Raw genomic sequence first — 26,064 nt, forward strand, 5'->3', positions numbered from 1 at the left:
TGATGCAAATAATCACAATATAGTATTATATTTACGTCCGAATAAGACATTTTGTTCAAATGGAAAAAAATAAATTGCAGAATTTGAATCTTTCAGATATTGAGAAAGATTCTGATATTGATTTTATTGACAATGATTTTGCCATATTCAGTGATATAAAGGATGTTCCCCTTTTTGAGTATCCAAGCAGAATTGATTTATGTGTATTCTGCATCCCATTAACAGGGTATGCTCGTGTGGGGATTAATTTGAAAGATTATTATTTCAAAAAGAATGATTTAGCACTAATCATGCCTAGACAAATTATTCAGCTATATGAAAAAAGTGATGATTTTGCAGGAATCTTCTTTGCTCTTTCCAATGATTTTATGAATGAGATTGCGGTGAACCTTGAAAAGAAACTTTCTATTTTCTTATATATAAAAGATAATCCGCATACAACTCTTTCTGATCAGGAGGTTCTCTCAATAATGGAATATCATTCTTTTTTATGGGAAAAAGTGAAAGATAAGGAGAATGATTATCGCAAAGAAATAGCTAAAAATCTGCTTCGAGCACTAGTCTTTGAAGTCTATAGCATATTTGATAGTCATTTACCGGTAAAAAGATTTCAGTCGCGTAGGGAAGAACTATTCGAGTCATTTCTCATATTAGTTTCAGAGAACTTTCAAAAAGAACGGAGCGTGAGTTTTTATGCCGAAAGACTTTTTCTCACTCCTAAACATCTTTCAAGAGTTGTGAGAGAAGCAAGCGGTCGTTCGGCCAGCGAATGGATTGATGAACAGGTTATCCTCGAAGCTAAGGTAAGGCTTAAATCTTCTCTTTTCACAGTACAGGAGATCGCTGATAAACTAAGATTCCCAAATCAGTCGTTTTTTGGTAAGTATTTTAAGCAGCATACTGGAATGTCGCCCAGCGAATATCGTAAAAAATAGCAATTTTATGATTCTCTGTTTTAAAAATGAGCGTTTATCCTTATATTTGTGGAATTAACTAAACATAAAAAAAACGCGAATGAATTTAATGAGAAAAATCACTTGTGCGGTAGCTTGTGGTTTTATTTGCAATGTGGCTCTCTATGCACAAGATATTCAGGTGCAGCCTCGGCCGCAAGAGATGAAAGTTACAGGACAGCTACTTACGCTTCCTCAACAAGTACAGTTAGTAGGGCTTGAACAGGCGGATACCAATGCTGCCGGTCTGCTTAAAGAATTGCTTCAAGGAAGAGTTTCCAAAAAAGGATTCAAAGTATTTATTGGTGAAAAAGGAGATAAAGCAGTGAAAAAGTTCGCACGCTTTGTACCAAAGAAAGCTGAATCGTACTACTTGTCAATCGAAAAAGATAAACTGGTTCTGGTTGGTTCGGATGAACGTGGTACATTCTATGGCATGCAGACCTTAAACCAGCTTTATAAAAATGGCACATTGCCACAACTCACCATTACCGATTACCCTGATATACGTTTCCGTGGAGTGGTCGAAGGTTTCTATGGTAAACCATGGAGCTTTGAGGATAGAGTTAGCCAACTGAAATTCTATGGGTTTAATAAAATGAATACCTATATATACGGTCCGAAAGATGACCCTTATCATAGCTGCCCCAACTGGAGAAAGCCTTATCCTCAGAAGGAGGCAGAGCGCATGGCCGAACTGGTAAGACTGGCAAAAAGCAACAAGGTGGACTTTGTATGGGCCATTCACCCGGGACAGGACATCAAATGGAACGATGAAGACCGTAAGCTGCTTCTGGATAAGTTTGAAAGTATGTATAATCTTGGAGTACGTTCGTTTGCTGTTTTCTTCGATGATATTTCGGGGGAAGGTACTAATGCGGCAAAGCAGGCTGAATTACTGAACTATATTGACGACAATTTTGTGAAGGTGAAAAAGGATGTTACTCCGCTTGTGATGTGCCCAACAGAATATAACAAAAGTTGGTCAAACGTGGCAGGTGGTTATCTTAAAACACTCGGCGATAAACTGAATCCATCCATTCAGATTATGTGGACGGGAGACAAGGTGGTGGCTGATATTCACAGCGATGGCATGGCATGGATTAATGGGTTGATTAAGAGACCGGCTTATATCTGGTGGAACTTCCCGGTGACAGACTATGTAAGAGACCATTTGTTGATGGGACCGGTGTATGGAAACGATACAAACATTGCGGATATGATGTCCGGATTCGTTTCTAACCCGATGGAACATGCAGAAGCATCTAAGATTGCCATCTATGGTGTTGCAGATTATACATGGAACATGGAAAAATATGATTCTGATGATGCATGGAAACGTTCTTTGAAAGCAATTATGCCGATATCAACAGAGGCTTTCCAGGTTTTCGCTACACACAATCAAGATCTTGGACCGAATGGTCATGGATACAGACGTGTGGAATCAGTTGAGATGAAACCGGTTGCAGAGCGCTTCCTGAATGCTTTCCAGGAAAACGGAACTTATGAGAAGACTGATTTTACTGCATTAGAGCGTGAGTTCAAAAAAATCATTTCAGCATCTGATGTGTTATTGAGAAGTAAAGACAACGAAGCGCTGATAAACGATATTAACCCCTGGATAAAACAATTCGGATTATTAGGACAAACAGGTTTGGTAGCAATGGATTTGCTGCGTGACCTTGAAAATAGCGATAAAGAGGGTTTCAAACTCGACTACTCTCGCTTAAAAGAGTTGAAAGAACAGACGTACGAACTGGAGGCTGTCAATAACCGCAATCCTTACCAGCCGGGTGTAAAAACAGGATCATTGGTGATGGCTCCGTTTGTGAATAATCTATTTGCTCAGGCTACAGAACGTTTCAATAAACAGTTCGGAGAAAACCTTATGGTAGTTTTTGACTATTGTCCTCATACATTGGAGAGCAATATATCTCAGTTGAAGTCATTGCCGTTGCAGTTGCAGGGAAAACTGGTAAACCTTTCTCCTTCTAATGAAGTGATTAAAGCGGGAGCTGATGCTTTCGTTACAATCAATCTGGTAAAACCGGTACGAGTTCGTTCGGTTGAATTCAATGCAGGAAAAGAAGATGTTTTGCAATGGGGTGAGCTGCAGTATTCTGTAGATGGTGAAAGCTGGAAGCCGCTGACTTGCGAGCAGGAAGGTGAGCTGGTTAAAGGTAAAACTGCAAGCGGAAGTGTGAAAGCTGTACGTTTCATTAATAAGAGTGGTAAACCACAAGAGTTCTATATGCGTAAATTCGTGCTGAACATATAAGAACGGACAGAAAAATATATGAAAATCCAGATCTCTTAATTAATGAGGTCTGGATTTTTTTCTTGTTAATATGGCAGTTAAACCATTTTGCCTGATTATATATTCAATCTTTAACCTTCAATAACGGATGAAGTGTGTTTATATATGTAGGTTAGTATTTATTGCTGCGGGCTTTTATTTTAATCTGCCTGATAATTTTTCCTGATAATATTTTAGTTTTCATTTGAGCAAAATGATTGCTAATTTTTATATTCAATTTCAAACTGTTTGAAATAATGCAATTATTATAATAATTTTATAATTAAGTTTATTTTTTACATTAATTTGAAAAAATAAACTATAAAAGAACGCAAAAAAGAGGCATATTTAGTAAATTTGCACTCCTAATTGAATATTATATGAAAACAGATATTGAAATAGCAAGAAGCATTGAATTAACCAGGATTAATAACGTTGCTTCTGGGACCGGTATTCCGGTCGACGAAATAGAGCATTATGGTCGTTACATTGCTAAAGTTCCCGTACACTTAATCAATGAAGAAAAAGTTAAGAACAGCAATCTGATTCTTGTAACAGCTATTACTCCAACAAAAGCCGGAATTGGTAAAACAACGGTCTCCATTGGACTGGCACTTGGCTTAAACAGAATAGGGAAGAAGGCAATAGTTGCTTTGCGCGAACCTTCACTTGGTCCTTGCTTTGGAATGAAAGGCGGTGCTGCTGGTGGTGGATATGCACAGGTGCTGCCGATGGAAAATATCAATCTCCACTTTACAGGAGATTTCCACGCCATTACCTCTGCACACAATATGATCAGTGCATTGCTCGACAACTATTTATATCAGAATCAGGAAACCGGCTTCGGACTGAAAGAAATTCTATGGAAAAAGGTTCTTGATATTAATGATCGTACACTTCGTAACATAGTTGTTGGTATTGGTGGAAAAGCAAATGGAATTACCCGTGAATCGGGATTCGATATAACTCCGGCATCTGAAATTATGGCTATTCTTTGCCTTGCCAGAGATCAGAAAGACCTTCGTCGTCGTATTGAGAATATTTTACTAGGATTTACGTACGACAATAAGCCGTTTACAGTTAAGGATCTTGGGATAGCCGGTGCCATCACCGTACTGCTGAAAGAGACCATTCACCCAAATTTGGTACAAACAACAGAACATACTGCTGCGTTTGTTCATGGAGGTCCTTTCGCGAACATTGCCCATGGATGTAACTCTCTGCTTGCAACAAAGATGGCCATGAGTTATGGAGATTATACAATTACGGAAGCTGGTTTCGGTGCCGATTTGGGAGCTGAGAAGTTCTTCAATATCAAATGCCGCAAATCGGGCTTGCAACCAAAGCTGACGGTTATTGTTGCTACAGCGCAGGGACTTAAAATGCATGGCGGAGTTAGTCTCGATAAAATTAAGGAACCAAATACTGACGGTTTGTGTGAAGGACTGAAGAATCTGGATAAGCATATTCAGAACATGCGTTCTTTCAATCAGAATGTAGTTGTGGCTTTCAATAAGTATGATACAGACTCTGACGCTGAGATTGCTATGGTCCGCAGTTTCTGCGAATGGGCAGGTGTAGGTTTTGCAATTAATAATGCTTTTGCTGAAGGTGGTAAAGGAGCAGTGGAACTGGCCGAATTGGTAGTTCGTACTATCGAGGAAAAACCTTCAAAACCATTGAAACTGACATACAAGGATGAAGATTCAACTGCAGATAAAATTGAAAAAGTAGCTAAAAATATTTATGGAGCCAAGTTGGTTACATTTAGCTCTCAATCGAATAAAATGCTGAAGTTGATTAAGGAACTGGGTATTTCTGATTTCCCTGTATGTATAGCTAAGACTCCGTACTCATTCTCAGCTGATGAAAAAGCATACGGTGTTGCTACCGATTTTGAATTGCATATCAGAGACATTGTTATAAATAACGGTGCCGAGATGATTGTGGCTATTGCTGGAGACATAATGCGTATGCCGGGTCTGCCCAAACAACCTCAGGCAACAAAAATCGATATCGTAAATGGCTATATCGAAGGTTTGAGCTAATCGCTGTTTTTTGAAACACCCTCCCGCACTGGGATGAAATAATATATGGAAGGCGCCTCATAAGGGCGCCTTTGTGTTTGGTATTCAGGGAAATATCATTCTTTTTCTGATTTTTTTTTGTGGAAAGACCTCTTTTTATCTGTACCTTGATAACTTCGCCCATATAATTAATTCGCAAAAAGTAGCACAAGTCACGCAAGTCACGCACTTGTGCTATTAACATGTTTATTGTTAGAGATATAAGGGTGCGTGACTTCTGTGAAAAATTTCGTTTTGCTCACGCAGAAGTCACGCACCTGAATCTGGATGAATGTAAGCGTCTTCGCGATGCCATCTTGTTAGATGCGGATACAAACTGAAGGTTTACTTTTTCTTCCAGAGATCAGGAAAGAGATTGCGGTAAACCTCATCAGGTGCGGTTGGGCTAATGTTATGACGATTCGGGAAAAGCAGCTCTTTAAGGATTAACAAGGGCAATCCTGCATTCAATTCCAAGTATTATATTTTTTAGGCCTTAAAATAGGCTGTACACCCGGGTGGATAGGACTTCTACACCCGGATGTACATCCTGCCTCCACCCGGGTGTACAGGCTTACTTCCCGCGAAGAATTGGTTCATTCCATGCGTTCTTTTTCTGCTGGATGCCGCAGTTATTCCGTTCAGTGGCCAATCAGTTCTTTGATAGGAGTGAACTTCATCAGCTTGCTTTCGATAATTTGCTACTCAGGCTTTTGGTGCACTCTTTGCCCCATTTTTCCATATTGGGGCTTCGCATTCTTTGGGGACACTAAGATTATCGGTGCTGCCATATTGCGATAATCAGTTTTATGCCATGAATAAACTCTTTTCTCCAAGCATAATGGGGTGCGTGACTTTCGTAGAAAATTGTGTTGCTCACGCAGAAGTTACGCACTTGTAATACGCTATATATCAAATGGATATATCGGTTTTGCGTGACTTGCGTGACTTGTGCTACTTTTTGTGATTCAATTATATGGGTGGGAGCGGAGATAGTTTTTTTTTGAAAAGTGTTGCAAAAACAAAGAGGCTATCCAAAAAACGGACAGCCTCTTTGCTATTATGCTTTTAAATGTTTGATTAATAAGCAAACATCGGGTAATCTTTCATGATGTTGTTTACTTTCTCACGAACTGATTTAATGACTGCTTCATTATCAACGTTAGAAAGAACAGTTTCAATCATTTCAGCAATTTCAGCCATCAGATCCTCTTTTGCACCACGGGTAGTGATAGCAGGAGTTCCAAGACGGATACCCGAAGTCTGGAATGCAGAACGGCTATCAAATGGAACCATGTTCTTATTTACAGTGATATCAGCAGATACCAATGCATTTTCTGCAACTTTACCAGTTAGCTCAGGATATTTAGAACGCAGGTCAACCAGCATGGAGTGGTTGTCTGTTCCACCTGATACGATTGTAAATCCTCTGTCCATCAACGCTTGTGCAAGTGCTGCAGCATTTTTCTTCACCTGTTTCTGATATTCTCTGTATTCAGGTTGTAGACATTCGCCGAACGCAACAGCTTTAGCTGCGATTACGTGTTCCAGCGGTCCTCCCTGAATTCCTGGGAATACAGCTGAATCTAGCAACTGAGACATCATCTTGATTTCACCCTTAGGTGTTTTCTTTCCCCATGGATTTGGGAAGTCTTCGCCCATCAGGATAACGCCACCACGAGGACCACGAAGAGTTTTGTGAGTAGTTGAAGTAACAATGTGTGCCCATTTCAGTGGGTTCTCCAATAATCCGGCTGCGATAAGTCCGGCAGGGTGAGCCATATCTACCATGAAGATTGCTCCAACCTTATCTGCAATCTGGCGCATACGCTTGTAATCCCATTCGCGAGAATATGCAGAACCACCACCGATAATCAACTTAGGTTGTTCGCGGAGAGCTACTTCTTCCATTTGGTCGTAATCAACTCTACCAGTATCTTGTTTTACATTATATTCGCATGGAGAATAGATGATTCCCGAAGTATTTACCAAAGAACCGTGAGACAAGTGACCGCCATGTGCCAGATTTAATCCCATAAATTTGTCACCCGGATTCAATACTGCAAGAAATACTGCAGCATTTGCCTGTGCACCAGAGTGAGGTTGTACGTTAGCCCATTCAGCCCCAAAAATTTCTTTTAGTCTGTCAATAGCCAACTGTTCTGTTTGATCTACCACTTCGCAACCGCCATAGTAACGTTTGCCCGGATAGCCTTCAGCGTACTTGTTTGTCAGGCAAGAACCCATTGCCTGCATTACCTGGTCGCTCACAAAATTTTCTGATGCAATCAGCTCGATACCCTTGAGCTGTCTCTGATGTTCTTTTTCGATTAAATCGAATACTAAATCGTCTCTTTTCATTCTATTAGTATGATTATTAGTTTTTTATTCGAGAACCTTTTCCGATTAGGCAAAAGTAACCAAAAAAAATCAGAAAAGGTCGGTAAGATCTGAAAAAATGGAATCAGAACATGAACCCGAAAGAGAAACTAAGCAGGTTGCTTCTCCTTTTAAAGATCATATTTGCCTCACTTACAGTACCATCCGGATTTGATTCAGTGTAGGTTACTGACTTAGAAATATTTCCTAACCCTACCTCATAGCGGAAGTCGAAAAATATTTTTGAGATATTTACGCCTACACCTCCTACAACATTTAAATTGAACGGATATGGCTTTTCCTTAATTCCTTGTTGGTCAAAATTAGAAAAAACCAGTTCGCTCTTTTTATTCCATACATATTTTAGTTTCGGGCCAGCAAAGAATGACATGCCGTATGGCCCCTCTTTAATGAAATTATATCCGTAAAGAACCGGCAGTTCAATAGTATGGATGGTAGAATTGATACTGGCATAATCGGGCTCAATATCGGGATGCTGACTTCCTTTTTTGTCAAATGTAATTTCGGACTTACTTACATGATAAGATAATTCGGGCTCAATAAAGTGTTTTTTTATATTGAAACGGACAAACATGGCGCCAAAATAGCCGACTTTATAATTATTCTGTATTTCATCTATCGTGATATCTTTAATTTTGAACTCATCGATAAAATACATAGCCGTATTGAAACCTCCTTTTATCCCGAAATTTATATTTTTTCCTTGTGAGGTTCCGGAATTCTCTTGTGCAAAACAAGAGAGATTCAAGCCAATAAATATAGTTATAAGTAGAGCTATCTTTTTCATGCTTATTTTTTCTTTTCTACCGACCAGCCAAATTTACCTAAATTGTCGCCCAGATCAAAGTAATTGCCATGTACATAAACCAAAGGATTACTCTTGGCAAATTCAAATTTACCGGTGTTAGGATTCATGTATTTTTCGTCTGCTTTCACATTGACCACATCAGCGATAAACATATCATGCGACCCTAATGAGATAATTTCCTTTACGCGACATTCTATGCAAAGAGGAGACTCTTCTATAACCGGAGCATTAACAACCGAAGCTTTGCCGGGGGTGAGCTTCATCTCGGCAAATTTATTGTAGTTCTTGCCTGAACGTACGCCACACCAGTCAGTCGCAAACGCCATATCTTTAGTAGTGAGATTAATTACGAATTCCATATTCTTTTTCAGAATAGGATAAGAGTGTCGTTCGGGACGAACTGATATATAACACATGGGTGGGTTGGTACAGATTGTGCCTACCCAGGCTACGGTAATGATGTTATATTCGCTCTCCTCACTGCCGCAGCTTACCAATACGGCAGGCAGCGGATAAATCATTGTACCTGGTTTCCAGTCCTGCTTCATTATAACGTTCTGCGTTGTGATAGAACAATATCCTCTTTCTTGAACTCTTTTTCGCAGTAATGACATTTGATAACACACGTTTCTTTATCGATTACGTGAAAACGAGTAGGCATGGGCTCATTATTGGTAATGCATTTTGGGTTTGCACATTTAACAATTCCTTGTAATTCGTCCGGCAATTCGAGTTCTCTTTTCTCTATAACCTCATACTCACGGATAATGTTCAGCTTTACATGTGGTGCTACCACTGTGATACGATTTATTTCTTCGTCGTCAAAGAATTTATCGGCAATTTTAATAATTCCTTTTTTACCCAGCTTTTCGCTTTCCAGATTAAAACCGATGGTAATGTTGCAGTCCATATGTTCAAGCCCGAGAAGGGAAACAACAGTAAACAGTTTTTCGGATGGTATATGGTCTATTACAGTACCGTTTCTTAGTGCGGCAACCTGTAGTTCTTGTCTTATTTCGCTCATTGAATTAAATGATTGATTGGTTATGAAAATATGTTGTTTACGATGTAAGATTATTCCTTGATTTCATCCAGGGTGATTCCCAGTACATCACAAATAATAGCCTGACGTGCAAAGAGTCCGTTGCGGGCTTGCTGAAAGTAGTATGCTTTTTCGTTATCGTCAACATCGTATGCAATCTCGTTTACCCTTGGAAGCGGATGTAGAATGCGAAGATTAGGACGGGTATTCTCAAGCATCTTGTTCTTTAGAATATAGACATTTTTCACTCGTTCATACTCCATCAGATCTGTGAATCGTTCGCGTTGAACACGTGTCATGTATAAAATATCGGCATCGGCAATGATTTCTTCTGTGAAATCAGTATGCTCTACATATTTAATATTGTTCTCATCGCAGTAAAGCTTATACTCTTCAGGCATTTTCAGTTCATCTGGAGCGATGAAATGGAAGGTTGGATTAAAGTGGCGCATGGCCATCAGTAAGGAGTGAACGGTACGTCCGTATTTTAAATCACCAACCAGATATATATTCAGGTTGTCCAGTCTGCCTTGAGTTTTCTGAATAGAGTAAAGATCGAGCATTGTCTGCGAAGGGTGTTGGTTGGCACCATCGCCTGCGTTAATAATAGGTACGGGAGATATTTCGCTGGCATATCTGGCTGCACCTTCAAGAAAGTGTCTCATCACAATCAGATCGGCATAATTGCTCACCATCATAATAGTGTCCTTCAATGTTTCTCCTTTTGAAGAACTTGTGGTTGATGCGTCTGAAAAGCCAATAATTCTTCCGCCTAATCGGTTTACAGCAGTTTCAAAGCTTAAGCGTGTTCGGGTTGACGGTTCAAAAAAAAGGGTTGCTACCACTTTTCCGTCCAGAATTTTTCGATTGGGATTGTTTTCAAACTGTTTGGCCATTTCCAGAAGATAGAGGATTTTTTCTTTGGAATGTTCGGCTATAGACACTAAACTTCTATTTTCCATATTCTTATCTGTTTATCATTGAATGTAAAATACGGAGCGTAAAGGTATGGAAAAAAATGGTTATTAGAAAGTTCTTTTAATTAAAAGATTTATTATAATTTTGCGGCAAACTAAGAAATAAAATAATGAATCAAGTTGAGGTTAAAGGAACTCCGGTGTCTGTAAAAAAGCTGGTTAAATGGCTTTGGGTCGCTTTTTTTTCATTTATCGGATTAAGCGCGGTTCTCTTTTGTTTTATAGCGTGGGGATGGATTGGTTACATGCCCGATGTGGAAGAATTAGAAAATCCAAAATATAAGTTTGCTTCAGAAGTACTATCCGCTGATGGGAAAACATTAGGTACCTGGTCTTTGAATAAGGAAAATAGGGTATATGTAGGGTATAAGGATATCTCTCCTTATCTTGTTAAAGCTCTGATTGCGACCGAGGATGTCAGGTTTGAAGATCATTCGGGTATAGATATCCGGGCACTTGCTCGTGCCGTTATTAAACGCGGACTATTTTTTCAGAAAAATGCGGGGGGAGGTAGTACTCTGACTCAGCAACTCTCCAAACAACTTTATTCCCCCGGGGCTGGTAACATACTTGAACGTTTGTTTCAAAAGCCTATAGAGTGGGTAATTGCTGTTAAACTGGAACGATACTATACCAAAGATGAAATTCTGACCATGTACTTCAATAAGTACGATTTCGGAAATAATGCGGTTGGAATAAAAACTGCTTCATATACATATTTTGCCAAAGAACCAGCCGACCTGACAATAGAAGAAGCTGCAACCCTGGTAGGTATGTGCCAGAATTCATCGATGTATAATCCTGTACGTCGCAGAGAACAAACCGAACAGCGACGCAATGTGGTGCTTGACCAGATGAGGAAAGCTGGATTTATTTCGGAAGAGGAGAGAGATTCGCTAATGGATATTCCGTTAAAGCTGAATTTTCACAGGGTGGACCATAAAGAGGGGTTGGCAACCTATTTCCGTGAATACCTACGTATCATGATGACAGCCAAGAAACCAAACAGAAGTGATTATGCTTCTTGGCAGTATCAGAAATTCTATGAAGACTCACTCTCTTGGGAACAAAATCCGCTCTATGGATGGTGTAATAAGAACAAAAAGAAAGATGGCACAAACTATAACATCTATACGGATGGTTTGAAGATATACACCACAATCGATTCGCGTATGCAGCAATATGCTGAAGAGGCAGTGGATGAACATCTGGGACATTTCCTTCAACCTCTTTTCTTTAAAGAGAAAAAGGGGAGAAGTACTGCGCCTTATACAAATCAGCTGACAAAAGAACAGGTGAAAGAGATTATGATGCGCTCCATGAGACAGTCTGAACGTTACAATACCATGAAACAAGCCGGATATTCTGAAAGTGAGATTCTGAAGGCATTTAAAACTCCGGAACAGATGTCGGTGTTCACATGGAAAGGAGTGAAGGATACGGTTATGACTCCGCTTGATTCTATCCGCTATTATAAATATTTCCTGAGAACCGGATTTATGTCAATGGACCCAATGACAGGAGCTGTGAAGGCATATGTTGGAGGACCGAATTACGCTTTCTTCCAATACGACATGGCATTGACCGGGCGTCGCCAGGTAGGTTCTACAATTAAACCATTCCTTTATGCTCTTGCAATGGAAAACGGGTTTACGCCTTGTGATGTTACCAGAAATGTTGAACAAACACTAATTACCGGAGCTGGTGTGCCTTGGAGCCCCAAAAATGCATCGCGTGCCCGTTATGGAGAGATGGTTACCTTGAAATGGGGACTTGCCAACTCAAATAACTGGATTTCGGCTTACTTGATGAGCAGGCTGAATGCTTCTTCGTTGGTACGTCTTATTCATCGATTTGGGGTTAGAAATCGAAATATTGTAGCCAGCCCCGCTCTGTGCCTCGGACCTTGCGATATCTCAGTAGGAGAAATGGTTAGCGCGTATACTGCATTTGTGAATAACGGTCTTCGTTGTGACCCGATGCTTGTTACCCGAATAGAAGACAGCGAAGGGAATGTTATTGCAAAATTCCATCCTCAGATGGAAGAGGTGATTAGTGCTCAGAGTGCCGCAAAAATGTTGGTTATGTTGAAGGCGGTAATTAACGAAGGAACGGGTGGACGTGTTCGCAGATATACCAGAGCTGACGTAGGAGGTAAAACTGGTACTACGCAACGAAACTCTGACGGTTGGTTTATCGGATTTACCCCATCTCTTGTATCCGGATGCTGGGTAGGAGGCGAAGATCGTGATATTCACTTTGATACGATGGTTTACGGGCAAGGTGCTTCCATGGCGCTACCAGTATGGGGCATTTTTATGAAGAAGGTTTTTGCCGATAAATCATTAGGGTATTCAGAGTCTGAAGCCTTTAATCTTGGAAATCAAAGCATCTGTGGTAACGACTCTACTCTAGTTGGAAATGATACAGGCGGACTTGATAGTATATTCTCTGAATAGCAGATATTTATATAAATAAAAATAGAAGGGTTGTCTTGGTTTTAAGACAACCCTTCTATTTTTGCCCGGATATAGTTGAATTTATAATCCGAACTCCTTCAAACCGGCTATGATGAATTCCTTTTTCAGGTCGCTGACTTTTAGTATGGCAGAATCGTACATAAGTAAGTCGATATCCATTTTTATGATTCCTTTTTCTTTATCTTCCGGAATTCTTCCTACCTGAATTTCGATATTTTTTAAAACCTGTCTGATTTCTTCTATTGAAAGCTTTGTTTGCATCATGGCAAGCTGATTGGTGAAATGTGCAGGATTGTTAATTCCGATAGGTTCGGTATCCATCTCCTTTCCCAAATGTATCTGAGGAAAATTAAACGATAATAGTTCTTGGGCAAGTTTTATGTTTTTTACCCTGTTTGTATTTGTACCTATAGAAATAAGACAGAAATGTTGTTTCATTGATTCCAATTTAGGAACAAAATAACGACAAATAGCGGGGATTACCAAATATTTTTGTACTTTTGAAATCTATAATAGAATCATTAAACAATCAAAATGAAATACATTGGAATAATACCCGCAAGATATGCTTCAACTCGTTTCCCGGGGAAACCGTTAGCTGTATTGGGGGGAAAAACTGTAATTCAGAGAGTGTACGAGCAAGTTCTGGGATGTCTTGACGAAGCGTATGTTGCTACTGACGATGTACGTATTGAAGAAGCTGTAAAAGCTTTTGGTGGGAAAGTTGTAATGACATCAAATATGCATAAAAGCGGAACAGACCGTTGTTTCGAGGCATATACTAAAGTTGGTGAAGGATATGATGTGGTTGTGAACATTCAGGGAGATGAACCTTTTATTCAGCCATCTCAGCTAGAATCGATAAAGGAGTGCTTTAAAGATGCATCTACTCAAATTGCCACTTTAGTTAAACCGTTTGATGCAAATGATTCTTTTGAAATGCTTGAAAACGTGAACTCTCCAAAAGTTGTGGTAAGCAAAAACTGGAACGCATTATATTTCAGCCGTTCAGTTATTCCTTTTATGAGGAATTCTGATAAAAGTGAATGGCTAAAAAATCATACATATTATAAACATATTGGTCTATATGCTTATAGGGCAGAAGTATTGAAAGAGATTACAGCACTTCCTCAATCATCATTGGAAATAGCTGAATCTCTTGAACAGCTTCGATGGCTGGAAAATGGGTACACAATAAAAGTTGGTGTAACAGATCTGGAGACTATCGGGATTGATACACCGGAAGATCTTATTAAAGCCGAATCATTTTTAAAGGAACAATATGTTGGATAGAACAACACAACCAGAGGTAAAAGCAATGGAGAATATCGACATTGCTGTTCCACGGAGAAAAGTCATGCCGAATGGCATTCCTCTTCATGTAATTGAGGCTGGTACTCAGGATGTGGTAAGACTGGATATTCTTATCGGTGCAGGTAAATGGCAGCAAACTCAACTGCTGCAAGCACTGTTTGCCAATCGGATGTTGAGAGAAGGTACTAAACGCTTCACTTCGGCCCAGATTGCTGAGAAACTGGATTATTATGGTTCGTGGCTGGAACTCTCTTCCTCGATGGAGTATTCGTATATTACTCTTTATTCTCTAAATAAATACTTTGCCAGTACATTAGAGATCGTTGAATCAATGCTAAAGGAGCCGGTTTTTCCTGAAAAAGAACTTAAAACAGTTGTTGATACTAATAAACAGCAATTTCTTGTAAACAGTACAAAAGTGGATTATATGGCACAAAAAAGCTTTGCATCTTCCATTTTTGGCAACCAGCATCCCTGCGGGCGCTTTGCTTCGGCAGAAGATTATGACTGCATAACCAGCTCCTGTTTGAAGGAGTTTTATGATCAGTATTACCATTCAGGTAATTGCAATATTTATATTGCCGGTAAGGTTACTGATGAAATTCAAAAACTTGTGGAATATACATTTGGTAACCAATCGTGGGGATTTGCGGATAGAAAAATCTCTCTGAAACCATATTCGATTAATACGACTCCTGATAGACGCGTTTTTACAGAACATTCCACTGCTATGCAGAGTTCTATAAAAATGGGTAAGGTGATGATTCAAAGAACCCATCCTGATTACTATAAAATGAGAGTGCTGATGACGATATTTGGTGGCTACTTTGGTAGCAGACTGATGTCAAACATTCGAGAGGATAAAGGATATACCTATGGAATTTCGGCTGGAATAGCCTCTTATCCTGATGCAGGAGTTTTTCTGGTTTCTACAGAAGCTGCTAACGAATATGTTGAAGATATTGTAAAAGAAGTGTATCATGAAATGGAAATTCTTCAGAATCAACTTGTTCCTGAATCAGAATTAAACATGGTAAGAAATTATATGCTAGGTGATATGTGCAGAAGTTATGAAGGCCCTTTCTCCTTATCAGATGCTTGGATATTTATTCAAACCTCACATCTCTCTGATTCCTATTTTGCTGAATCAATGAAAGCAGTTCAAAGTGTTACAACGCAGGAACTAATGGCTTTAGCTCAAAAATATTTTAATAAAGAAAAAATGATTGAAGTTATTGCCGGTAAAGCCCTGTAAATTATAACAAAACATAATAAATTGCAGCTCTTAAAAGATAATTATTACATTTGTCGTATGATTTTTTTAAATGACGTTCTACTATGCGAAAATATTTCTATATAATTTTATTGTTTTTTTCTGTTTCCGTTTCATCACCAGCACAGGGAATCGGAGGCTTTTTCTCAAAAATAAAAGAGGCTTTTGCCCCCTCAAATGAGATTAAGATTGGTAATTATACATTTAAAGACGGATCAACTTATACTGGTGAACTGCAAAAAGGAAAGCCAAATGGAAAAGGCAAAACCACCTTTAAGAATGGAGATGTATATGATGGTGAATATGTTGATGGCAAAAGACAGGGCTATGGAGTTTACTCTTTTGTAGATGGGGAAAAATATGAAGGACAGTGGTTTCAGGACCAACAACATGGTAAAGGTACTTACTATTTCATGAATAATAACAGATATGAAGGAATGTGGTATACAGACTATCAACAAGGAGATGGTACAATGTACTATTATAATGGAGATGTCTATACCGGAAACTGGGTGAATGATAAACGTGAAGGTAAGGGCACATATAAATGGAAAAATGGTGCCGTATATGAAGGGAGCTGGAAAGCTGATAAAAAAAATGGAAATGGTGTATTAGTTTGGGAAGATAAGTCAAAGTACGAAGGTGAGTGGAGAGATAATGCACGATGGGGAAAAGGTATCTATTTTTATCCCACAGGAGATAAATATTCAGGTGATTGGGTGAATGATATTCAGGAAGGAAAAGGAACTTATTTCTTTCATACAGGAGAAAAATATGAAGGTGATTATATAAAAGGACAACGTACTGGAAGAGGTATATTTACTCTCGCAAATGGTGATAAATATGAAGGTGAGTTCAAAGAAGGTATGCAGCATGGGCAAGGCACTTTTACCTGGAGTAATGGTGCTGTATATACCGGTCAGTGGATGAACAATCAGAGAAATGGTCGCGGAACATATGTCTGGGCTAATGGAGATCGTTATGAGGGTGACTGGAGAAACAATATTTATAACGGACAGGGAGTACTTATCCTGAAAAACGGAACCAAATACAAAGGTGGTTTTGTTAATGGATTGGAAGAGGGTTCAGGTGTTCAAGAGGATAAAGATGGAAACCGATTTGAGGGATTCTTCAGACAAGGGAAAAAAGACGGACCTTTTGTTGAATATGATAAGGACGGCAACCGAATTAGAAGAGGATCATATAAATTTGGTGTACTTGATAACGTAGAGAAAGAGTAATCGTATAAACATATATATAAAAAAATGCCGGTGTAATTTTCAATATCACACCGGCATTTTATTTATAGATTATATTACATAATATATTGCGAACTGATTGATTCGTTGTTAACAACGCGTCTGATTGTTGTGGCAAACAAGCTTGCAATTGAAAGCTGATTTACTTTGCAACCATCTTTACAGTATGGAATACTATCAGTGAAAATCATTTCTGTTAAACCAGATTTCTGTACGCGGTCAGTTGCCGGGCCAGACATTACACAGTGACTGGCAATTGCGCGAACTGAAAGAGCACCAGCTTCCAACATAATGTCAGCAGCCTTAGTGATAGTTCCGGCTGTATCCACGATATCATCGATCAGAATTACATTTTTACCTTTTACATCACCAATAATCTGCATTGATGCAACTTCATTGGCTTTTTCACGTGATTTATTGCAAAGAACCAATGGAACATCCAGATACTTTGAATATGTGCTGGCTCTTTTGGAACCGCCGACATCAGGAGTAGCAATCGTCAGATTCTCAAGATTTAACGACTGGATGTAGGGTAAAAAGACAGCAGATGCGTACAAGTGGTCAACTGGTACATCAAAGAAGCCTTGAATCTGATCTGCATGTAGATCCATTGTTATTAAACGATCGATGCCTGCTACTGATAATAAGTCAGCAACCAATTTTGCTCCGATTGAAACACGTGGTTTGTCTTTTCTATCTTGACGAGCCCATCCGAAATAAGGGATAACCGCAACAATGCTTTTTGCTGACGCACGTTTTGCGGCATCAACCATTAGCAATAGTTCCATCAAGTTGTCTGAGTTTGGGAAGGTAGATTGGACAAGAAAAACATGTGAACCTCTGATAGATTCTTCATAAGATACTGCAAATTCACCGTCGGCAAAGTGGGTGATGTTCATGTTACCAAGGGGACAGCCTAAGTTTTCACAGATTTTCTCTGCTAGGTATCTGGAATTAGTACCAGAAAATACCATAAAAGGTGCTTTTTCGCTCATTTTATAATTGAATTACCTTTATATAAATTTTGTTTGCAAAGGTATGAATTCTAGTTTCAAATAAAAAGAGTTCGTCTATAAAATATATCTTGAAATAAATATTTTCCCAAATTATTGCTTAGATTTGCACCCAAAATGTAGTTTTATCATGCTAAAAATCAGATATTTTCTCGTCGTTTTATTTTTGTTTTTGTTTTTTATCGCTGCAGAGTCAATAGGGCAGTCCCGCTTAAAAGGTAATCCCTCTTTTTTATATGATTTGATGGCAAAAGATGTATTCTTTAAGCCTTATCTGGATAACCCTGAAAAATATGAGATTCAGATTATCTATACACAGATAGATCGCAATAGTCAGAACAATCCCAACTTTACACAATATGATTATCGTTTGGACAACAGGCAGTTCTTCAATCCTGCCAGTCTTGTAAAATGGCCATTAATATTATTAGGAATGGAAAATGTGAACAACCTGAATGAGAAATTTGGGGTTTCAATATATAATAAAATAGGTTTTTCATCTGCCTCCCGTAAAAGACATTCTGGTTCAGTTGATAGACTGGCGCCTGATAAAAAATCTCGTCTGGTCAATTATATAAAGGAAATGATTCTTGTTAGCGATAACAATGCCTATAACCGGATGTACGATTTTCTTGGACAGGGATATATCAATAATCGTTTGACAGAGATGGGATATGATTCTCTTCGTATTTTGCATCGATTTGATGATTGTACTGTGGAGCAAAATAGGACAACTCCTTCTGTAAGTTTTTACAATAAAAAAGGTGTGCTTATCTACAAGCAGCCTTCCACTACAAATCCTATTCAATTATCTAATCCGCTAGGAGAAATAGTCAAAGGAGGGAAGGATTATTCTTACTTTAATAATGCACCGCTTCAGAACATCAATGATATGATGCTTTATGTTTTCTTTAAGGAGTCTGTTCCACAACAGAAACGCTTTAATTTAACTGAGAGTGATTATCGACTGCTATACAAATATACAGCCATGCATCCGGCTGAAAGTGAATTTTATGTCTTTAAGAAGAAGAAAAAACGATATCCGGTCCATCTTAAAAAATATCTTTATTACGGAAAAGATTCATCTAAGCCAAACATTCCCGGTTTGAGGATTCATAATATGGTAGGAGAATCTCATGGTACATTATCTGATGTGGCTTACTTTGTTAATCCGTCTACAGGTGTAGAGTTTATGCTTTCTGCAGTTATAAATACATGCGATGGAGACATCACTCCCGCAAACTACCATTATAAAGATGTCGGTTTTCCTTTTCTTGAGAGGTTAGGGGAGATGATATATCAATATGAGCTTCACAGAAAATGAAAAGCAGAGATTGATAGTTCAATTAAAACCGAGGTTAAATATATAAAAGTTTAACCCCGGTTTTTACATTTGTTTTTTGTTGAACAGACTTATGTTTTATTACAAACAAAAGCATTCGTCCCAAGCTTTAAAGTGAAGAACTCTTCATTTTTATGAAAAACATAAATCAAAACAACAACGACATTTTTAATTAAATCAATATTTTACTTCCCAAAATGAATATATCATAATCAGGGAGACATTGAACTGAATTCAAACCATTAGTTTCATTTAATCACAAACCATGTCTGACTTTTAGCCGGTATCTCTATTTCAAATTCTGCATCATAATTGTGATCTATTCTGATTTTTTTTATCTTTCCATCCTGTTCTGATATTTGTGCATGATCTTTCAACCCGGTATAATACAGATTAATTTTTAATTTTTGTTTAATGGTCCCATTAAGAGGATTGTATACCATCAGTAATCCTTTTTCTGTACCAAAAGGATTAACATGAAGGATGGCATCATAATCTCTTCCGTCGGGACGTCGAACATGAATAATGTCACTATCCAGCACCTCACGATGTTTTTTATAAAAATTCACCCATTTCATTACCAGTTCTTTGGTTTGTGGAGAGTCATATAGTTGAGGTCCACGGTAACAGGCTTGCACTCCTGCTCCGAACAAATTGGCCAGTCGCTGTCCGTAATGTGGCAAATGGTCTTTTAATGGCTCAATTGTTGCCGCTTCACCACCACCTTGATATTCCACGAGCGGAACAAACATCCACCCCATAGAAGGTGTTTTGCTCCAGGTTCCATCGAAGATGTTCTGTCTTTCAATTATTTCTTGTTGTGCACGTGGCAAAGACCAGTTAGCTTCTCTGTATCCCATACCTGTTTTGTTACTTCCATTCAAGAAATAGAGGTCTGGAACATTCAAATAAATGCCTTTACTGCGACACCATTTATAAAAATCTGTGATACGCTTGAATTGATTCCATTGTGAATCTTTAACTCCTTTATGTCCGGGATGTAGGTTTGAATAACATAAATCGCCGGGATAAGAACCGTCATGCTCAAAAACATTCAACCCTGTTTTTTCGAATAGATTATATAATTTACCGAAATATTCTTGTCCCCAATTACTCTCAAGGCAAGGAGAATTCCCAAAACGAGGATGTTGTCCTTCAGGTAATACGACATCATTTGCACTATCAATGTGGCGACTGGCAAGCAATGAATAACCTCCCAGTGCAATATTCTTTGACCGTGCATAGTCAGCCAGTTCTTTCATTCGTGCTATATTTTCAGGAGAATTATTTTCTGCATCAAATCCACTCCAGAAAGTCATGATTGCCATTTCAAAGCCAACTTCAGCGCATTGATCAATGGCTTTCTTTACAGAGGCATTATCAGAACTTCTGATGTGCATCAATATAGGGTTTTCTGTAATCCATGGAGCAATAGAACGCATCATACGCCTATAAGCCAGTGTTTTTCTTTCTCGGTCCCAACTGTCATTCAATAATTCCCATGTGCGGAAACTGCTGAAAGTCTGGCCGGATTTGATCGTTTGTTCAGGACCTATTTTAGGCGTTACTTCAAGAAGACAAGGGGTAGTTAAATCATAATTGACCTGTGTAGTATAAAGCGAATCCTTTTTCCATTCTACACTTGATGAGTAAATATATTCTTCACTCATACCTCCAAAATTGTAGTCTGTTTCTACAGTAATATTAGGATATAGCCATCTTTCTTTTCTATCAACAGCACTTTCGGGCTCTGAAGCTGCTAGTATTTCGCTTTTAAAACTATTAATAGTGATTTCTTGTCCTGATTGGTTATCAATCGTAATCCATTTGCAAAATACAGGCATATTATCATATAACTCATAATGTACGTTTACTTCTATCTGCTTAAGATAAGCAAGACGAGAAATGTTTTCTGCGGCAGATTTCATGGGAAGTTCTCCAAGCATTGAGAACGCTTCTATCTTACATCTTCCTTCTGAACCTTTATTGTCAAAATCTGAATTTCCTCCTTTGGGATCCATTTTACCAATTCGAACTTTTCGTGGAACTTCTCCATCATTCAATATACAAATACCAACAAACTGCCAATTGACACCATCAACAGAAGCAGATGCTTCCACCTTGTCTGCTTTCAATTCCAATCGAAGCCAAATACTCTCAGCGTTCCAGATTGCTACACTTTTTTGCTCGTTATTACCATCAAAGAAACCAACTTTGTGCTCGTTGCTTCGTATGTTGATCTTTATTGTTTTGTTGTCAAATATCAACCCTATTCCGGGTCCCCATGCGGAGGAATGATCTGTTCCAGGGACAATCTTAGCCGTTATTACTTTGGTCCCATTTTTATAATCTTGTTCTGCATATACGGCTGTATTTGCCAATGCCATAATCTCTCCCAATTTTCCTTCGTTAATGAATGAGTTTCTTTCATGAGCTTTGGATACAAACATTCTCCAACTGGGAGATAGCTTTTTAAAATCGTCAGAAAATATAATTGGTCGTTGATTATCCTGATTTTTTCTTTCGGCTAAAATGTTTATAGCATTGTCATCAAGATGGTACGTGAAGATCAATTCTTTTCCTGGTATAGGCCATGGCAAATCTTTAGGCATCCATTCGCGATTTTTTTGCCATGTAAAACGCTCCTTAGTATCCTCTACATGATAATTGGTTAATCTAAAGACGCCTGGGATAGCTTTAAGGGTTGGTACCCATTCTTTTAAAAGGTAATTATGCACAGATTGTCCAGCTAAACCACCGACATAGAAATTATATCCGTCAATTGTAAGAGAAGCCTCCGGACGTACAGAACGCAAATAAGATGTGTTGTGTCTCATTTCATCCAGTCCAATTGAAGCAACATTTGGTTGTAGTGTAAAGGTTCTGCTTACCAAACCATTAGAGAGTACAATATATCCTTCCGGCGTTTGATAAATTCCGGCTTTAGCCTTTACAGGCTCAGTCAACCAATCGTTTTGTATTATAACTTTTTGCTTATTAAAGACTGGAAGTTGGTTTTGCGAGCATAGAAATGTCCACCAATTCATTGAGAATAAAAGAAATAAAAGTTTTTTCTTCATATTAGAATTCATCATAAATTTGTTGTGTAATGTAGTTAGTTGTTATAATTAGAAATGCAAGTAATGTTTCAATCGTTGAATTAATTTGCATCAAACCAAAACAATTATTAGATCAGGTTTTTTGTTTTATATATATGAATAGAGATTACATAGTTTTTTTATGTTATTTAAATTATTAGGTTCCAATTAGGCTGCATCTGTATAAAGTACAAAAATAGATAATTATGCCGATTATATTTTAAAACATCAAAATATTGTGAATGAGAAGAAGAAACATCATATAATACGAAATGTTTTGTTCTTTGTTTTTGTTCATACAAAGGTAGTATCGTTCTTTTATTGAGGAATATGCTTCCTTATTTTGATAAATAGCCTATTTTTGCATTATGAATATGAAACAAGAAATTACTAAAGCGCTTCAGAACCTTCAAATTGAGAGGTTGAATCCCATGCAGGAGGCATCTTTGAGTGCAAGTACTCAAGGTAATGATGTGATATTACTTTCGCCTACCGGTTCAGGGAAAACACTGGCTTATCTGCTTCCTTTATTGCAGGGGCTTAAACCGCAGGAACAAACAATACAGGGGTTAGTGTTGGTTCCATCGCGTGAATTGGCTTTGCAGATTGAATCGGTTTTTAAGGCAATGAATTCTGGATATAAAACCTGCTGTTGCTATGGAGGGCATCCTATTTCAGATGAAAAAAAGAGCATTCTGGGTAACCATCCGGCAATTATTATCGGTACCCCCGGACGAATCAATGACCATTTGAATAAAGGTAATTTCTTACCCGATACAATTCATACACTGGTAATCGATGAGTTTGATAAGTCTTTGGAATATGGTTTTCATGATGAGATGGCTGAAATAATATCTCAATTGCCTAATCTTAAGAAAAGAATGCTGCTTTCAGCAACTGATGCAGAAGAAATTCCTGAATTTACCGGATTGAATGAAACTATAAAGCTTAATTTTCTTGTTGAAGAAGAACAATCAGCACGATTAAAACTGATGAAGGTGTTTTCGCCAGATAAAGATAAGCTGGAAACACTTTTTCGTCTGCTTTGTACATTAGGCAGCAGTTCTACAATTGTATTCTGTAACCATCGAGATGCTGTTGAGCGGGTAAGTGATTATCTGGCTTCACGAGGACTCTACAATGAATATTTTCATGGAGGAATGGAACAACCAGATCGTGAGCGGGCTCTTTATAAGTTCCGAAATGGCAGTTGCCATGTATTCGTTTCTACCGACCTTGCTTCTCGTGGTCTGGATATACCTGAAATAGAGAATATTGTTCACTACCACCTTCCTATTAATGAAGATGCATTTACTCATCGCAACGGAAGGACGGCTCGCTGGGAAGCTGAAGGAAGCGCATTCATTATTCTGAATGAATCAGAAAGTCTTCCTTTATATATAGCTGATGAACCAGAAACATATGAATTGCCAGCTGTTGTTTCAAAACCTTCTAAACCTCTTTGGGCAACCCTTTATATAGGGAAAGGTAAAAAGGACAAAGTCAACAAGATTGATATCGTTGGATTCCTTCACAAGAAAGGAAAATTAGGCAAGGATGATATCGGACAGATTGATGTAAAAGAGCATTTTGCCTTTGTTGCAGTCCGCAGAGCCAAATTTGAACAAGCTCTTTCTCTGATTCGCGGAGAAAAGATTAAGGGAATGAAGACTAAGATGGAAGAAGCCGATTAATTTATTTTCAGTTGTATATAGAACCATTGAGACAATCTAGAAAGAGGCTGAGCAACATTGATAGATGAAGATATTAGTGTTGAGAACCTGCTCCGATAACGATAAAAGATAATCCGACAATTCTCGAGAAATTACGAAAATTGTCGGATTTCGATTTATATGCTTTAAAAGTGTATTTCTGTAAATTCATAACCCAAACAGGCAATCAACAAGATTTCATTTAAACATTAAAAGGGTGATTCAATCAGAAAGTTATCAAAAGGTAAGTTTCTGAATCAAACTAGCCTGTTTAATCTATGTTTCATCCGAAAATTAAAGTTTCGCGTGCAATATCATTATTTCATCTTCCTGAAGATACGGTGTAACCCCCAATTTAAGAAGCATACTATAATGCTGAACATGACGACCGTTCCGAAGCTATTCACATTAAAGCTGTCACTAAGCCAGTCGACCATAATAATTATCGCGCCGTTTACAACTACCAAAAAAAGCAAGATAGTCAGCAGAGTTGGGATAATTGATAGAAGCTCAAGCCCAGGTTTTACTAAAATATTAAAAATGGCTAACAGAATAGCAATCATAATAGCATACCATATACCTCCAGTTTCAATTCCCGGCATCAGAATAATGGTTAAAAAGGTTACCAATATTGACGAAATAAAATTTAAAGTTGCTTTCATAATTTCTTTCTTTACTATATTTTAAAAACGAAAATATGCATGAAATTGTTCGGTTTTTCCGAATATATATGAATTTATAGATTACAAAATGTTGGTATAAATATGCTTTGGGGGATAAATAGAAAGCAAAAAGCAGATATTATAATTTATTTTTATAATAAAAAGCTTGTTACCCTAAAATAAATTTGTAATTTCGCAAAATCTATAAAAATAGTAAATTAATTGTATAACCAAAAAACAACAAAATGAAAAAGCATAATTTCAATGCCGGGCCTTCCATTCTTCCACAATCTACTATTGAAAATACTGCGAAAGCAATATTAGATTTAAATGGTTCGGGACTTTCTCTGATGGAAATCAGTCATCGCACGAAAGATTTTCAGGCAGTCATTGATGAAGCAGTTGCTTTGTTTAAAGAACTGTTAAACATCCCTGAAGGCTACTCTGTTCTGTTTTTGGGTGGTGGCGCAAGTCTGGAATTTTGCATGGTTCCTTTCAACTTCCTTGAAAAAAAAGCTGCTTACCTCAACACGGGTGTTTGGGCTAAAAAAGCGATGAAAGAAGCAAAAGGATTTGGCGAGGTTGTTGAGGTTGCTTCTTCAGCTGACGCTAATTACACTTTTATTCCTAAAGATTATACTATTCCTGCCGATGCTGATTATTTTCACATCACCACTAATAATACAATCTATGGTACCGAAATTCGTAAGGATATAGATTCTACTATTCCTTTGATTGCAGATATGTCTTCGGATATCTTTTCTCGCCCAATTGATGTATCGAAATATGCATTAATATATGGTGGCGCTCAGAAGAATCTTGCTCCGGCAGGTGTAACTTTCGTAATTGTGAAAGACGAAGCGCTCGGTAAAGTAAGTCGTTATATCCCAACAATGCTTGATTATCGCACACATATAAAAGAAGGATCTATGTTCAATACTCCTCCGGTTGTGCCTATTTATGCAGCCATGGAAACTCTTCGCTGGATCAAAGCTGAAGGTGGCGTGAAAGAGATGGAAAGAAGAGCTCTTGAAAAGGCAGACCTGCTTTATGGTGAAATCGATCGCAATAAGTTATTTGTAGGAACGGCTAATAAAGAAGACCGCTCACTGATGAATATCTGTTTCGTAATGAAGGATGAGTACAAGGACTTAGAAGCTGAATTCCAAAAGTTCGCAACTGAAAGAGGTATGATTGGTATAAAAGGACACCGTTCTGTTGGCGGATTCCGTGCTTCTTGCTACAATGCATTGCCAAAAGAAAGCGTTGAAGCGCTGGTTGCATGCATGCAAGAGTTTGAAAAATTACACTAATATAATTTTTTCACCACAGGTTGTGCTGTCTTTGCATTTTAAATGATATCTGCAGG

The 26,064-nt window shown here is 38.2% G+C and carries 20 protein-coding genes; 11 read left to right on the plus strand and 9 right to left on the minus strand.

Going from position 1 to position 26,064, the window contains the following annotated elements; translation table 11 throughout:
- Window positions 1-59 precede the first annotated feature (59 nt).
- The 4 genes from ABWU87_RS03810 (at window position 60) to ABWU87_RS03825 (ending at window position 6,088) form a co-directional block, all read left to right on the plus strand.
- Complete coding sequence (locus tag ABWU87_RS03810; RefSeq protein ID WP_353333437.1) at window positions 60-935, plus strand: helix-turn-helix domain-containing protein; 876 nt, start codon at window positions 60-62, stop codon at window positions 933-935.
- An 88-nt stretch (window positions 936-1,023) separates the two neighbouring features.
- Window positions 1,024-3,231: a beta-N-acetylglucosaminidase gene (locus ABWU87_RS03815; RefSeq protein WP_353334408.1), complete on the plus strand. Its 2,208-nt coding sequence runs from the start codon at window positions 1,024-1,026 to the stop codon at window positions 3,229-3,231.
- Window positions 3,232-3,629: 398 nt separating this feature from the next.
- On the plus strand, window positions 3,630-5,297 hold the full coding sequence (locus ABWU87_RS03820) for a formate--tetrahydrofolate ligase (RefSeq protein WP_353333439.1): 1,668 nt from the start codon (window positions 3,630-3,632) through the stop codon (window positions 5,295-5,297).
- A gap of 536 nt (window positions 5,298-5,833) precedes the next feature.
- Complete coding sequence (locus ABWU87_RS03825) at window positions 5,834-6,088, plus strand: hypothetical protein (RefSeq protein ID WP_353333441.1); 255 nt, start codon at window positions 5,834-5,836, stop codon at window positions 6,086-6,088.
- 307 nt (window positions 6,089-6,395) lie between these two features.
- Here ABWU87_RS03825 and glyA read toward each other — a convergent pair whose 3' ends face one another.
- The 5 genes from glyA to pyrB form a co-directional block, all read right to left on the minus strand.
- A complete protein-coding gene (glyA, locus tag ABWU87_RS03830; protein ID WP_353333443.1) occupies window positions 6,396-7,676 on the minus strand; it encodes a serine hydroxymethyltransferase in 1,281 nt (426 codons plus the stop codon).
- A gap of 103 nt (window positions 7,677-7,779) precedes the next feature.
- Window positions 7,780-8,502: a porin family protein gene (locus ABWU87_RS03835; protein WP_353333445.1), complete on the minus strand. Its 723-nt coding sequence runs from the start codon at window positions 8,500-8,502 to the stop codon at window positions 7,780-7,782.
- A gap of 2 nt (window positions 8,503-8,504) precedes the next feature.
- The gene (locus tag ABWU87_RS03840) at window positions 8,505-9,071 is read right to left on the minus strand and encodes a flavin reductase family protein (RefSeq protein WP_353333447.1); all 567 of its coding nucleotides are present in this window, start codon (window positions 9,069-9,071) and stop codon (window positions 8,505-8,507) included.
- Window positions 9,071-9,547, minus strand: a complete 477-nt coding sequence (gene pyrI / locus ABWU87_RS03845; protein ID WP_353333449.1) for an aspartate carbamoyltransferase regulatory subunit — start codon at window positions 9,545-9,547, stop codon at window positions 9,071-9,073. Before pyrI ends, ABWU87_RS03840 begins: the two co-directional genes overlap by 1 nt.
- A 50-nt stretch (window positions 9,548-9,597) precedes the next feature.
- The gene (gene pyrB / locus ABWU87_RS03850; protein WP_353333450.1) at window positions 9,598-10,527 is read right to left on the minus strand and encodes an aspartate carbamoyltransferase; all 930 of its coding nucleotides are present in this window, start codon (window positions 10,525-10,527) and stop codon (window positions 9,598-9,600) included.
- Window positions 10,528-10,652: 125 nt separating this feature from the next.
- Between pyrB and ABWU87_RS03855 the strand changes: the two genes are divergently transcribed.
- Complete coding sequence (locus ABWU87_RS03855; protein WP_353333452.1) at window positions 10,653-13,001, plus strand: transglycosylase domain-containing protein; 2,349 nt, start codon at window positions 10,653-10,655, stop codon at window positions 12,999-13,001.
- Window positions 13,002-13,082: 81 nt separating this feature from the next.
- Here the strand turns inward: ABWU87_RS03855 and ABWU87_RS03860 are convergent, their stop codons facing one another.
- On the minus strand, window positions 13,083-13,460 hold the full coding sequence (locus ABWU87_RS03860) for a 2-amino-4-hydroxy-6-hydroxymethyldihydropteridine diphosphokinase (protein WP_353333454.1): 378 nt from the start codon (window positions 13,458-13,460) through the stop codon (window positions 13,083-13,085).
- Between the two features lie 96 nt (window positions 13,461-13,556).
- Here ABWU87_RS03860 and kdsB point away from each other — a divergent pair, with 96 nt between their 5' ends.
- The 3 genes from kdsB (at window position 13,557) to ABWU87_RS03875 (ending at window position 16,850) form a co-directional block, all read left to right on the plus strand.
- On the plus strand, window positions 13,557-14,315 hold the full coding sequence (kdsB, locus tag ABWU87_RS03865) for a 3-deoxy-manno-octulosonate cytidylyltransferase (protein WP_353333455.1): 759 nt from the start codon (window positions 13,557-13,559) through the stop codon (window positions 14,313-14,315).
- On the plus strand, window positions 14,305-15,591 hold the full coding sequence (locus ABWU87_RS03870) for a M16 family metallopeptidase (RefSeq protein ID WP_353333457.1): 1,287 nt from the start codon (window positions 14,305-14,307) through the stop codon (window positions 15,589-15,591). Before kdsB ends, ABWU87_RS03870 begins: the two co-directional genes overlap by 11 nt.
- Window positions 15,592-15,674: 83 nt before the next feature.
- Window positions 15,675-16,850, plus strand: a complete 1,176-nt coding sequence (locus ABWU87_RS03875; protein WP_353333459.1) for a phosphatidylinositol-4-phosphate 5-kinase — start codon at window positions 15,675-15,677, stop codon at window positions 16,848-16,850.
- A 74-nt stretch (window positions 16,851-16,924) separates the two neighbouring features.
- Here ABWU87_RS03875 and ABWU87_RS03880 read toward each other — a convergent pair whose 3' ends face one another.
- Complete coding sequence (locus ABWU87_RS03880; RefSeq protein ID WP_353333461.1) at window positions 16,925-17,863, minus strand: ribose-phosphate pyrophosphokinase; 939 nt, start codon at window positions 17,861-17,863, stop codon at window positions 16,925-16,927.
- A gap of 262 nt (window positions 17,864-18,125) precedes the next feature.
- Between ABWU87_RS03880 and ABWU87_RS03885 the strand changes: the two genes are divergently transcribed.
- Window positions 18,126-19,205, plus strand: coding sequence for a serine hydrolase (locus ABWU87_RS03885; protein WP_353333463.1), 1,080 nt, complete (start codon window positions 18,126-18,128; stop codon window positions 19,203-19,205).
- A gap of 266 nt (window positions 19,206-19,471) precedes the next feature.
- Here the strand turns inward: ABWU87_RS03885 and ABWU87_RS03890 are convergent, their stop codons facing one another.
- On the minus strand, window positions 19,472-22,303 hold the full coding sequence (locus ABWU87_RS03890) for a hypothetical protein (protein WP_353333464.1): 2,832 nt from the start codon (window positions 22,301-22,303) through the stop codon (window positions 19,472-19,474).
- A gap of 386 nt (window positions 22,304-22,689) precedes the next feature.
- On the opposite strand from ABWU87_RS03890, the gene ABWU87_RS03895 reads away from it, so the two are divergent.
- Window positions 22,690-24,015, plus strand: a complete 1,326-nt coding sequence (locus tag ABWU87_RS03895) for a DEAD/DEAH box helicase (protein WP_353333465.1) — start codon at window positions 22,690-22,692, stop codon at window positions 24,013-24,015.
- A 335-nt stretch (window positions 24,016-24,350) separates the two neighbouring features.
- On the opposite strand, the gene ABWU87_RS03900 is transcribed toward ABWU87_RS03895, so the two are convergent.
- Window positions 24,351-24,695 (minus strand): phage holin family protein, encoded by a 345-nt coding sequence (locus ABWU87_RS03900; protein ID WP_353333467.1) that lies wholly within the window; start codon window positions 24,693-24,695, stop codon window positions 24,351-24,353.
- A 245-nt stretch (window positions 24,696-24,940) separates the two neighbouring features.
- Between ABWU87_RS03900 and serC the strand changes: the two genes are divergently transcribed.
- A complete protein-coding gene (serC, locus tag ABWU87_RS03905; RefSeq protein WP_353333468.1) occupies window positions 24,941-26,008 on the plus strand; it encodes a 3-phosphoserine/phosphohydroxythreonine transaminase in 1,068 nt (355 codons plus the stop codon).
- Window positions 26,009-26,064 lie beyond the last annotated feature (56 nt).

Source organism: Bacteroides sedimenti (assembly GCF_040365225.1).
In the GTDB taxonomy this organism is placed as follows: Bacteria; Bacteroidota; Bacteroidia; order Bacteroidales; family Bacteroidaceae; genus Bacteroides; species Bacteroides sedimenti.

What these genes read in the sequence shown, in the direction of transcription:
- ABWU87_RS03810 (WP_353333437.1), top strand. Translation starts at nt 60, where the DNA reads ATGGAAAAAAATAAATTGCAGAATTTGAATCTTTCAGATATTGAGAAA.
- ABWU87_RS03815 (WP_353334408.1), top strand. Translation starts at nt 1,024, where the DNA reads ATGAGAAAAATCACTTGTGCGGTAGCTTGTGGTTTTATTTGCAATGTG.
- ABWU87_RS03820 (WP_353333439.1), top strand. Translation starts at nt 3,630, where the DNA reads ATGAAAACAGATATTGAAATAGCAAGAAGCATTGAATTAACCAGGATT.
- glyA (WP_353333443.1), bottom strand. Translation starts at nt 7,676, where the DNA reads ATGAAAAGAGACGATTTAGTATTCGATTTAATCGAAAAAGAACATCAG.
- ABWU87_RS03835 (WP_353333445.1), bottom strand. Translation starts at nt 8,502, where the DNA reads ATGAAAAAGATAGCTCTACTTATAACTATATTTATTGGCTTGAATCTC.
- ABWU87_RS03840 (WP_353333447.1), bottom strand. Translation starts at nt 9,071, where the DNA reads ATGAAGCAGGACTGGAAACCAGGTACAATGATTTATCCGCTGCCTGCC.
- pyrI (WP_353333449.1), bottom strand. Translation starts at nt 9,547, where the DNA reads ATGAGCGAAATAAGACAAGAACTACAGGTTGCCGCACTAAGAAACGGT.
- pyrB (WP_353333450.1), bottom strand. Translation starts at nt 10,527, where the DNA reads ATGGAAAATAGAAGTTTAGTGTCTATAGCCGAACATTCCAAAGAAAAA.
- ABWU87_RS03855 (WP_353333452.1), top strand. Translation starts at nt 10,653, where the DNA reads ATGAATCAAGTTGAGGTTAAAGGAACTCCGGTGTCTGTAAAAAAGCTG.
- ABWU87_RS03860 (WP_353333454.1), bottom strand. Translation starts at nt 13,460, where the DNA reads ATGAAACAACATTTCTGTCTTATTTCTATAGGTACAAATACAAACAGG.
- kdsB (WP_353333455.1), top strand. Translation starts at nt 13,557, where the DNA reads ATGAAATACATTGGAATAATACCCGCAAGATATGCTTCAACTCGTTTC.
- ABWU87_RS03870 (WP_353333457.1), top strand. Translation starts at nt 14,305, where the DNA reads ATGTTGGATAGAACAACACAACCAGAGGTAAAAGCAATGGAGAATATC.
- ABWU87_RS03875 (WP_353333459.1), top strand. Translation starts at nt 15,675, where the DNA reads ATGCGAAAATATTTCTATATAATTTTATTGTTTTTTTCTGTTTCCGTT.
- ABWU87_RS03880 (WP_353333461.1), bottom strand. Translation starts at nt 17,863, where the DNA reads ATGAGCGAAAAAGCACCTTTTATGGTATTTTCTGGTACTAATTCCAGA.
- ABWU87_RS03885 (WP_353333463.1), top strand. Translation starts at nt 18,126, where the DNA reads ATGGCAAAAGATGTATTCTTTAAGCCTTATCTGGATAACCCTGAAAAA.
- ABWU87_RS03890 (WP_353333464.1), bottom strand. Translation starts at nt 22,303, where the DNA reads ATGAAGAAAAAACTTTTATTTCTTTTATTCTCAATGAATTGGTGGACA.
- ABWU87_RS03895 (WP_353333465.1), top strand. Translation starts at nt 22,690, where the DNA reads ATGAATATGAAACAAGAAATTACTAAAGCGCTTCAGAACCTTCAAATT.
- ABWU87_RS03900 (WP_353333467.1), bottom strand. Translation starts at nt 24,695, where the DNA reads ATGAAAGCAACTTTAAATTTTATTTCGTCAATATTGGTAACCTTTTTA.
- serC (WP_353333468.1), top strand. Translation starts at nt 24,941, where the DNA reads ATGAAAAAGCATAATTTCAATGCCGGGCCTTCCATTCTTCCACAATCT.